Genomic DNA, 9,018 nt, shown 5'->3' on the forward strand with positions numbered 1-9,018 from the left:
ATCAGATGGCGCAGAGCGCCTTAAGCCGCGGATTGCGGACAAGGAAGCCGCCAAACCGCCAGCAGCTCCCGCAACAGGGTTTCCAACACCGGATCGCCGTCGCGGTCCGACGGATAGACAAACTGCAGGTCGGCGGTCTTGCGCAGCGCCGGCACCAGCCAGATGCGGCCGCTGGCCTGCCAGGCCAGGGCGTCCTCCTCCCGCACCAGAGCCACGCCGACGCCGGCCGCCACCAGCTCCAGAATCACCGACAGGTGGTCGCTCTCGGCGACTTTCTTGGGGGAGATATTGAGTTCGCGCCACAACTCGGCTGTGATCTTGGACAGGCTGGAAAACTGCGAAATGCCAACCCAGGGCAGTTTGCCCAATTCCTTGAGCCTGCCCTCGGCCAATTGGCCGGCCCAGGCCGCCGGCAGCGCGACGCGGAAAGCCAGTGTCTGCAAAGGAACGGTATTGACGTTCATATACGGGTTCTTGCCCAGGTAGAAGCCGGCATCCAGCTCTTTCTTGCGCACCAGATTGAGCACATCCACCGAAACGCCATGGCTCAGCTGCACTTCCAGCAGCGGATACTTGTCCACCAGCGCCGCCACCCACGGGCCCAGCCGCAGGACGTCGGGCATCAGCGTCACGCCTATCCTGGCCTGGCCCGCCAATTGACCCTTCAGTTCGCGCGCGTGATGGATGATGTCGCGCGCTGCCGTCAGCACGCCCTGCGCCTGCGGCAGCAGCTCCTGCCCCGCGCGCGTCAGGCTGACGCCGCCTGCGCTGCGCTCGAACAAGGGCATGCCCACCTCTTCTTCCAGCGCCTTGATCTGCGCCGTCACTGCCGGTTGCGACAGGTGCAACAGTTCGGCCGCCTGCGTCAAGTGGCCCTGCTGAGCCACCGTGACAAAGGTCCGCAACTGGTAGATTTCCATGTTCTCCCCTGTTTCTTCCACTGCCCGTGCCGCGTCGTATCCGCGCGTCGATGGTTATAGGCCAAACGCTGTCTAGGCTAGCACAGGGTTCCGCCTCTGCTCAAAAACAAACCGCCTGCCACAATGCATGTAGACAGGCGGTTTGCTCGTGGCGCGCGCAGGTCGGCAGCCTTAATCGTCGTCCTGCATCCAGCTTGGCGCGCGCTTGGCCAGAAAGGCCGCCACGCCTTCCACTTGCTCGCCGCCGCCGATCAAGCTCAGAGTGGCGGCGCGTTCGCGCTTCAGGTGTTCGTCCAGGGTCAGATTCGGGCTGTCCTCTATCAATTTGCGGGCGGCCGCGACCGAGCTCGGCGCCTGGCTGGCGACTTTGTTGGCCAGGCTGACCGCGACGATCTTGGCGAAGCCCTGGTCGACGACTTCCTCGATCAAGCCGATCTGCAGCGCCTGTTCGGCGCTGACCTGCTCGCCGCCCAGGATGATGCGTTTGGCCCAGGATACGCCTACCTTGTCGGCCAGGGTCTTGGTGCCGCCGGCGGCCGGAATCAGGCCGACCTTGGCTTCCGGCAAGCCAAGCTTGGCGCCGCGCTCGGCGATGATGTAGTCGCACACCAGCGCGCACTCCAAGCCGCCGCCCAGGGCGAAGCCATTGACCGCCGCCACGGTGACGCCGCGGTAATTGCGGATCGCCTGCAGGGCATTGGCGAACGCCTGCAGCAAAACATCGGCTTCCGCCTTATTCCCGGAAGCGAATTGCTTCAAATCCGCTCCGGCGGAGAAAAACGTATCGCCGGCGCCGGTAATCACCACCGAACGCACGCCGTCGTCAGCGTTCAACGCCTGCAGCGTCGAGGCCAATTCGTTCAGACCATCGGTGGTCAGCAAATTGGCTGGCAGGTTGGAAAGCGTGACGATGGCTGATTTGCCCAGCCGTTCAAGTGTTAAATACCTGGCCATATTGTGTTCCTCACTGTATCCCCGTTTTCTTTCGTTGGCAGTCCGGACCGCCCCGAGCGGCGCGAGAGCGCGCCGACCGCTCCCAATGCGCGGTCCGAATCTGGGCCGGAAGTACGTGTCGCCTGCTGGCGGCATCGCCTCCCTGTTTCGCCCGACGTGACATTTTCTTTGCAAACTGTCCTTTTGGCCAGTAGGCGAAACAATTATATCCAACCTTTTTTGTAGAATGTTCGTTTCAACAATGCCAAAAAGAATCCACAAACGGTTGGACAGGCGTCTTCGTCATGCCGCTCTGTTACCATAGAGCTTTGATCCACGATTTGCGGCATGATCGAAACCAATTTCTGGATTTTGCTGGCGGCCGGCCTGTTGGGCGGCGGCCACTGCGTCGGCATGTGCGGCGGCATCGTCGCCGCCCTTACACTCCATCATCCCGCAGGTTACGCGCGTTGGCGCGTGCTGGCCGGCTACAATCTGGGCCGGCTCGCCAGCTATGCCCTGATCGGCGCCCTGCTGGGCGGCCTCGCCTCCGCCGGGCTGAGCCTGGCCTCATCCCACCCCTACCAACTGGCATTGCTGGCCCTGGCCAATCTGATGCTGGTGGCCATGGGGCTGTATCTGGCGGGTTTGGGCCAAGCCATCGTCTTGCTGGAAAAATTGGGACAGCCGGTATGGCGGCGCCTGCAGCCATTGGTTGGCCGGCTGCTACCGGTGCGCAGCCTGGCCGGCGCGCTGGCGGTAGGCGCGGTGTGGGGCTGGCTGCCCTGCGGCCTGGTCTACAGCGCGTCGATCTCGGCATTGGCCAGCGGCTCGGCCTGGCATGGCGCCGGCTTGATGCTGGCCTTCGGCCTGGGCACCTTGCCCAACCTGTTGCTGATGGGCGTGTTCGCCGACGGCTTGCGCCGCTGGATGCAACAACGCCCAGTGCGGCTGGCGGCCGGACTGGGCGTGGCGGGAGTCGGCGTTTGGCGCCTGGTTCAACTCGTCAGCGGAACGATTTCATGATGGTTTCGACGTTGTAGCGCATCAGCTGCAGATAACTGGCCGCCGGCCCCTTGGGGCCAGACAATGCGTCGGCGTACAGCTTGCCGCCGATCTGCACCTTGGCTTCGGTGGACAATTGCTTCAGCAAACGGGCGTCGGTCATGTTCTCCATGAACACCGCCTTGACGCGCTCATTGCGCACTTGGCGCGTCAATTGCGCCACGCCCTTGGCCGAAGCCTCGGCCTCGGTGCTGACGCCCTGGATCGCCAGCACTTGCAGCTGATAATGCTCGCCCAGGTAGCCAAACGCGTCATGCGAGGTCAACATCTTGCGCTTGGCCGCCGGCACGCTGGCGAACTGCTGCTTGGCCCAGGCGTCCAGCGCCTGCACCTTGGCCGCGTATTCGCTGGCGCGGCGCTGGTATTCTGCCTTGCCGGCAGGATCGGCCTGGATCAGGCCGGCGCTGATATTGCGGATATAGGTCTGCACCCGCGCCGGGTCGTGCCAGGCATGCGGATCGACATCGCCGTGGTCATGATCGTGATCGCTTTCGGCATGCTCCTCTTCCGGCGCCTGGCGGGTCTTGATGCCCTTGGACGCCACCACGGTCACGCCGCGGAAATTGGCCGCTTTGTCCAAACGGGTCATCCAGCCTTCCAGACCCAGGCCGTTCACCACCAGCACTTTGGCGGCGGACACTTTCTTGATATCGGCCGGAGACGGCTGAAACACGTGCGCGTCCTGATCCGGGCCGACCAAGGACACCACTTCCACGCGGTCGCCGCCGATTTCACGGGTCATATCGGCGATGATGCTGAAACTGGCCACCACCGGCAGCTTGGCCAGCGCCAGCGCCGGCATGCCCAGCAGCAGCAAGGCGGCTAAAGTCTTCTTCATGGGGCTCCCCCTATCGGTTCAAGATTCCAGATGCCGCGCGCGGATGTAGCGCGGCAATGCGCCTCCAACCGGCGCGAACAGCAAAGACAGCAGATAGACCACGCCGGCCAGCAGGATGATGGCGGGGCCGGACGGCAGCTCGAAGTGATAAGACAGCAACAGGCCGCCCAGGCCGCTGAAGAAGGCGATGGCCACCGCCAAGGCCAGCATGGCCTCGATGCGCTCGGTCCACAGCCGCGAGGTGATGGCCGGCAGCATCATCAGGCCGACCGCCATCAGCGTGCCCAGCGACTGGAAGCCAGCCACCAGGTTCAACACCACCAGCATCAGGAACAGCAGATGCCACCAGGCGCCGCGCGCGCCCACGGCGCGCAGATAGACCGGGTCCAGGCTTTCCAGCAGCAGCGGCCGGTAGATGACGGCCAAGGTCAGCAACGTCACCGTGGCCACGCCGGACACCAGATACAGCGCCGCGTTATCCACCGCCAGCACCGAGCCGAACAGGATGTGCATCAGGTCGACGTTGCTGCCGCCCTTCGACACCAGCAATACACCCAGCGACAGCGACAGCAGATAGAAGGCGGCGAAGCTGGCATCCTCCTTGATGCTGGTGAAGCGGGTGGCCAGGCCGGCCAGCAAGGCCACCAGTACGCCGGCGAAGAAGCCGCCCAGGCTCATCGCCGGCAGGCTGAGGCCGGCGAACATGAAGCCGATGGCGGCGCCGGGCAGCACCGCGTGGCTCATCGCATCGCCCATCAAACTCATGCGCCGCATCACCAGGAACAGGCCGATGGGCCCCGAGCCCAGCGCCAGCGCCAGGCAGCCGGCCAGGGCGCGGCGCATGAAGGCGAACTCGACAAACGGCGAAACCAGAAGATCGTACAAGTGTTGCATCAGGCGCTTGCTCCATCCAGGCCGCAAACCGGCGCCTGGGCCTGCCAGTGGGCGGCGGTGTCCACCGCGCGCCGCAGATTGTCGTCATTCAATACCGTGGCGCTGTCGCCCCAGGCGATCACCTCGCGCGCCATCAACAGCGTGTGCGGGAAATGCGCCCTCACCTGCAGCGCGTCGTGCAACACCGCGATCACGGTGCGCCGCTCGCGCCGCCACTGCGCCACCAGGCCCAGCAGGTCCTCGGTGGTCTTGGCGTCCACCGCGTTAAAGGGCTCGTCCAGCAGGATCAGCCTGGCGTCCTGCACCAGGATGCGGGCGAACAGCACGCGCTGGAACTGGCCGCTGGACAGCGCGGCGATCGGCCGCAGCGCGAAATCGGCCAGCCCCACCTGCTCCAGCGCGTCGATGGCGCGCGCCATGCCGTCGCGGCCCACCCGTCCGAACGGGCCGCTCTTGTGCCACAGTCCGGTGCCGACCAGCTCCAGCACGCTCACCGGCATGCTGCGGTCGATCTCGGCCTGCTGCGGCAGGTAGGCGATGTCGCTGCGGCGGTAGCCGTTCAGGTCCACATTGCCGGAATCGGGCGTCAACGCGCCTATCATCGCCTTCAACAGCGTGCTTTTGCCGGCGCCGTTGGGTCCGAAGATCGCGGTGGCGTCGCCTTCGGCGAAGCGTCCGCTGATGTGGTGCACCGCCGGGTGGCGCTGGTAGGACACCGTCAGGTTGTTCAACACTATGCTCATGCCAGCTCCTGCAAAGCCCACCACACCAGAAGCCACAGCCCGGCCAAGGGCAGCAGCGTCAGCAGCGCGCGCTGGCCGGCCGACATCGACAGCAGGCTCAGCGGCGGACGCAGATTGGATGCCGTGAGGTGCTGATGGCCGGCATGCGCATGATCATGGCCGTGAGAATGCGTTTGACTCATTCCAGACACTCCTTCAGCCAGGCTTCCACCTGCTCGGCATCAAACGCCGGCGCGATCAGCTCGAAGCGGCTGTCGCGCCGCCAGGACACCTGGGCCGCGCCCCACTGTCCGGCCGCCCAGTTCAGCCACACCCAGCTGTCCAGCACGCGGAACACGCCCTTAGCGCGCACCAAACCCGGTACGCTCTTGGGCAAGTCGTCGAAGAAGCGGGTCAGCCGCTCGCCGTCGAAATTCAGTTCGGGATCGAAGGTCCAGCCGGCCGACTGCCAAGCACTGGCATTGTCCGGCAGCACCGCCGGGCGGTAGCGCGGCTTGGCGGCGAGCTCGGCGTCCAGCCAGGCCACGTCCAGTTGGCCGTCGCGCACTTCGCCGATCAGCGATTTGGGCGGAAACAGCGCCGCCGCCTGCGCGCGGAAGGCTTCCATGGTGGGGATGTCGGCGGTGTCTATCTTGTTGGCCACCAACACATCGGCGATGGAAATCTGGTCGCGGTACAGCGGCTGACGGTGGTAGTCGGGCTGGATGAACTGGCGCGGGTCCACCAGCGTCAACACCGCGGCCACTTCCAGCGCCTCGCCCAGCGGCTTGGCGCGCAATTCGTCGATGACGCCGGCGGCGTGGGCCAGGCCGCTGGCCTCGATCAGCAGGCGATCCGGCTTCTCGCGGCGCAACAGCGTGGCCACGGTGGCCGTCATTTGCGGGCCGGCCACGCAGCACAGGCAGCCGCCGGCGATCTCGGCCACGGCCAGCTCGTCATTCAGCAGCGCGGCGCCGTCGATGCCGACTTCGCCGAACTCATTGACGATGACCGCCCACTTTTCATGGGCGGGCCGGTTGGCGATCAGGTGGCGCAGCGCGGTGGTCTTGCCGACGCCGAGAAAGCCGGTGAACAGATTGACTTTGGTTTTTTTCATGGAATTCTTGCGCAGTTCAAGCGATACAGGACTGGCAGCGGCCGGCCAGCACCAGATTTTGCGGGCTGAGCGTGAAACCGGCCGCCTGAGCCATGTCGCGCAGGCTGGCCAGCCCATCGGCGGCATCGACTTCGTTGACGCGGCCGCATTGCTCGCACACCAGGATCAGGCTCTCATGCTGGCAATCGAAATGATCGCAAACGATGAAGCCGTTGAGCGCATCCACCTTGTGCAAGAGACCGTGCTCCACCAGAAAGTCCAGCGCGCGGTAGACGGTGGGCGGCGCGGCCGAGCCGCGCTGCTGCTGCAAATCGGCCAGCACTTGGTAGGCCTTGACTACGCCGCGGTGGTTCAGCACCAGTTCCAGCACCTGGCGGCGCAAGTCTGTGAGCTTGCTGCCGCGCGCGGCGCAATGGTGCTCGGCGGCGGCAAGATAGTCGGATCGGTCCATGCGAGGGGTCGCTTCAGTCGAAAACCAAATAATGTTACTTTATAACATCCATAACGCCAACCCTTTACACTTTGTGGGTTTTGGATGGCGCGGCGCTGTGATACGCTGGCACATTCTGTTTCCATGCCATAGTCAGGGGATTTCGATGAAAAAGATGTTGGTGGCCTCACTGGCGCTGCTGATGGCCAGCCAGGCCTTCGCCGCGGATCCGATCAGCCAGCGCAAGGATGTCTTCAAGCAATACAAGCCGGTCGTCGGTGCGATGGGCAAGATGGTGAAGGGCGACACGCCCTACAACAAGGATGAATTCGCCAAGCTGGCCACCCAGCTGGAACAATTGTCGCAACAGCCGTGGCAATACTTCCCGGCCGGCAGCAACGCCGGCAAGACCGACGCCAAGCCGGAAATCTGGAGCAAGCCGGCCGACTGGCAGAAAGCCATCGACAACCACAAGGCCGCCACCGCCAAGCTGAAACAAGTGGCGCTGGCCGGCGATCTGGCCGCGATCAAGACCCAGTTCGGCGCCACCCAGCAGACCTGCAAAGCCTGTCACAAGGACTTCCGCAAGGATTGATCCCACTCCTTGCATGCCCGGCGGCGCTCAGCGCCGCCATTGACTGCCCACTCCCACTCAGACGCCATGAACAAGATACTGACCGCGCTGCTGCTGGCAGCCATCGCCATCCCCGCCGCCCACGCCGACGACACCCCGGCCGAAGTCCGCGCCAAGGCGTTCAAGAAGATGCTCCTGCAATCCTTCGAACCCATGGGCATGGCGGTGCGGGAACGCGCGCCGTACGACCAGGCCAAGTTCGCGCAGCAGGCCGAAGCGCTGAAGACGCTGGCCGCCGAACCATTCAAACACTTCCCGGCCAGCAGCATCACCGGCAAGAGCCGCGCCAAGCCGGAAATCTGGAGCCAGCCAGCCAAGTTCCAGGCTGACAAGGACGCCTTCCTGAAATCGGTGGACAACCTCGCCCTCGTCGCCAAGAGCGGCGACCTGGCCGCGATCAAGAAGGCCTACGGCCAAGTGGCGCAGAACTGCAAGACCTGTCACGACGCTTTCCGCGGACCGGAAAAGTAAGCACAGGCGTGGCGGAAAGCAAAAAGCCGGCGATTGCCGGCTTTGTCGTTTTCCGCGCTTCAGCGTAGCAGCGCGAAATACAGGCCGCCCGCCGACAATAGCAGCGCCGCCAGCGCCAGCGCGCCATGGGCGAAATGCAGCCGAGGCTTTTCGCCGGCCATCTTCTTGTAGCCGGTCAGCATCGGCGCCACCAGGTTCTGCTTCTTCACCAGGCGGTACAGCACGATGGCTGTCAGATGCAGCGCCACCAGCGCCAGCAAGCCATTGAACAGCAGTTTATGCGCGCCGGTGGCGGATTCGGCCAGGCTACTGTCGATGTGCTTGGCCAGCGGGCCGTCGTACAGATAGCTGTCCACATCGGCCGCAAACAGGCCGGTCAGCACCTGCGCGCCCAGCGCCAGCAACATCACCACGACCATCCAGCCGCCCAGCGGATTGTGCCCAGGCGCCTCTCGCTCCGGCAATTCGCCTTTCAGATAGCGAACAATGGTTCGCGGCCCGCGCACAAAGTTGGAAAAACGGGCAGTCTGGCTGCCCACAACGCCCCAGATCAGCCGAAACACCAGCAGCGAGGCTAGCGCCACGCCGCAATAGATATGGTATTGCAGCCAGTCGCCGCCTTGCTCGGCGCAGAACCACATGGCGCCGAACAGAACGACCAGCGTCCAGTGAAACAAACGGGTGGGCACGTCCCATACCTTGACTTGCTGCGTCATCACATTCCCTTTCCATACTTTATCTGCGCACATTCTGCCGCAATGAGGCGGATGCTTGAAGCCGCGCGCGACTCTACCCATACAAAACGGACAATACCCCCGCCATTTTGCGGCAATTTCGGTTAAGATAAGCCTTCCCACTCCAGCCGGATGCCGCAAGCGCCCGCTGGAGCAGTTTTTTTACAGCGGCCGGCTGGCCGTTTACTTACCGTGTTGGAGACCCAGTCAAATGACGCAAACCGCCCTTCTTCAGGATCTGGAGGCCCGTGGCCTCATCG

12 protein-coding genes are annotated in these 9,018 nt (G+C 64.1%); 3 read left to right on the top strand and 9 right to left on the bottom strand.

The genetic code is table 11. The annotated features are described in order from the left end of the window. Positions 1–20: 20 nt before the first annotated feature. Positions 21–920: a LysR family transcriptional regulator gene (locus BI343_RS01870; protein WP_071108422.1), complete on the bottom strand. Its 900-nt coding sequence runs from the start codon at positions 918–920 to the stop codon at positions 21–23. A 171-nt stretch (positions 921–1,091) separates the two neighbouring features. Then, on the bottom strand, positions 1,092–1,874 hold the full coding sequence (locus BI343_RS01875) for an enoyl-CoA hydratase (RefSeq protein ID WP_071108423.1): 783 nt from the start codon (positions 1,872–1,874) through the stop codon (positions 1,092–1,094). A gap of 327 nt (positions 1,875–2,201) precedes the next feature. On the opposite strand from BI343_RS01875, the gene BI343_RS01880 reads away from it, so the two are divergent. Continuing rightward, positions 2,202–2,879 (top strand): sulfite exporter TauE/SafE family protein, encoded by a 678-nt coding sequence (locus tag BI343_RS01880; protein WP_043627953.1) that lies wholly within the window; start codon positions 2,202–2,204, stop codon positions 2,877–2,879. Here the strand turns inward: BI343_RS01880 and BI343_RS01885 are convergent. From BI343_RS01885 to BI343_RS01910, 6 genes are read right to left on the bottom strand one after another with little or no spacing between them, the layout of a single operon-like run. Next, positions 2,860–3,756 (bottom strand): metal ABC transporter substrate-binding protein, encoded by an 897-nt coding sequence (locus BI343_RS01885; RefSeq protein WP_043627955.1) that lies wholly within the window; start codon positions 3,754–3,756, stop codon positions 2,860–2,862. The genes BI343_RS01880 and BI343_RS01885 overlap by 20 nt on opposite strands. Positions 3,757–3,774: 18 nt before the next feature. After that, complete coding sequence (locus tag BI343_RS01890; protein ID WP_043627957.1) at positions 3,775–4,650, bottom strand: metal ABC transporter permease; 876 nt, start codon at positions 4,648–4,650, stop codon at positions 3,775–3,777. Then, positions 4,650–5,393: a metal ABC transporter ATP-binding protein gene (locus BI343_RS01895; RefSeq protein WP_043627959.1), complete on the bottom strand. Its 744-nt coding sequence runs from the start codon at positions 5,391–5,393 to the stop codon at positions 4,650–4,652. The genes BI343_RS01890 and BI343_RS01895 overlap by 1 nt, the downstream gene beginning before the upstream one ends. Next, positions 5,390–5,575, bottom strand: coding sequence for a hypothetical protein (locus BI343_RS01900; protein WP_043627961.1), 186 nt, complete (start codon positions 5,573–5,575; stop codon positions 5,390–5,392). The genes BI343_RS01895 and BI343_RS01900 overlap by 4 nt, the downstream gene beginning before the upstream one ends. Continuing rightward, entirely contained in the window at positions 5,572–6,489 is a 918-nt protein-coding gene (locus BI343_RS01905) for a CobW family GTP-binding protein (RefSeq protein WP_071108424.1), read from the bottom strand. The genes BI343_RS01900 and BI343_RS01905 overlap by 4 nt, the downstream gene beginning before the upstream one ends. A 16-nt stretch (positions 6,490–6,505) precedes the next feature. Then, complete coding sequence (locus BI343_RS01910; RefSeq protein ID WP_071108425.1) at positions 6,506–6,940, bottom strand: Fur family transcriptional regulator; 435 nt, start codon at positions 6,938–6,940, stop codon at positions 6,506–6,508. A gap of 145 nt (positions 6,941–7,085) precedes the next feature. Between BI343_RS01910 and BI343_RS01915 the strand changes: the two genes are divergently transcribed. Together BI343_RS01915 and BI343_RS01920 are read left to right on the top strand one after the other, a co-directional pair. Next, positions 7,086–7,514: a c-type cytochrome gene (locus BI343_RS01915; RefSeq protein ID WP_043627967.1), complete on the top strand. Its 429-nt coding sequence runs from the start codon at positions 7,086–7,088 to the stop codon at positions 7,512–7,514. A gap of 66 nt (positions 7,515–7,580) precedes the next feature. Further along, on the top strand, positions 7,581–8,024 hold the full coding sequence (locus BI343_RS01920; RefSeq protein WP_071108426.1) for a c-type cytochrome: 444 nt from the start codon (positions 7,581–7,583) through the stop codon (positions 8,022–8,024). A 59-nt stretch (positions 8,025–8,083) separates the two neighbouring features. Here the strand turns inward: BI343_RS01920 and BI343_RS01925 are convergent, their stop codons facing one another. Next, positions 8,084–8,740 (bottom strand): cytochrome b/b6 domain-containing protein, encoded by a 657-nt coding sequence (locus BI343_RS01925; protein ID WP_071108427.1) that lies wholly within the window; start codon positions 8,738–8,740, stop codon positions 8,084–8,086. Positions 8,741–9,018: the final 278 nt, after the last annotated feature.

The sequence above is a fragment of the Chromobacterium amazonense genome (genome assembly GCF_001855565.1).
Classification (GTDB): Bacteria; Pseudomonadota; Gammaproteobacteria; order Burkholderiales; family Chromobacteriaceae; genus Chromobacterium; species Chromobacterium amazonense.

Coding starts and splice junctions, on each gene's coding strand:
- BI343_RS01870 (WP_071108422.1), bottom strand. CDS start 920: ATGGAAATCTACCAGTTGCGGACCTTTGTCACGGTGGCTCAGCAGGGC.
- BI343_RS01875 (WP_071108423.1), bottom strand. CDS start 1,874: ATGGCCAGGTATTTAACACTTGAACGGCTGGGCAAATCAGCCATCGTC.
- BI343_RS01880 (WP_043627953.1), top strand. CDS start 2,202: ATGATCGAAACCAATTTCTGGATTTTGCTGGCGGCCGGCCTGTTGGGC.
- BI343_RS01885 (WP_043627955.1), bottom strand. CDS start 3,756: ATGAAGAAGACTTTAGCCGCCTTGCTGCTGCTGGGCATGCCGGCGCTG.
- BI343_RS01890 (WP_043627957.1), bottom strand. CDS start 4,650: ATGCAACACTTGTACGATCTTCTGGTTTCGCCGTTTGTCGAGTTCGCC.
- BI343_RS01895 (WP_043627959.1), bottom strand. CDS start 5,393: ATGAGCATAGTGTTGAACAACCTGACGGTGTCCTACCAGCGCCACCCG.
- BI343_RS01900 (WP_043627961.1), bottom strand. CDS start 5,575: ATGAGTCAAACGCATTCTCACGGCCATGATCATGCGCATGCCGGCCAT.
- BI343_RS01905 (WP_071108424.1), bottom strand. CDS start 6,489: ATGAAAAAAACCAAAGTCAATCTGTTCACCGGCTTTCTCGGCGTCGGC.
- BI343_RS01910 (WP_071108425.1), bottom strand. CDS start 6,940: ATGGACCGATCCGACTATCTTGCCGCCGCCGAGCACCATTGCGCCGCG.
- BI343_RS01915 (WP_043627967.1), top strand. CDS start 7,086: ATGAAAAAGATGTTGGTGGCCTCACTGGCGCTGCTGATGGCCAGCCAG.
- BI343_RS01920 (WP_071108426.1), top strand. CDS start 7,581: ATGAACAAGATACTGACCGCGCTGCTGCTGGCAGCCATCGCCATCCCC.
- BI343_RS01925 (WP_071108427.1), bottom strand. CDS start 8,740: ATGACGCAGCAAGTCAAGGTATGGGACGTGCCCACCCGTTTGTTTCAC.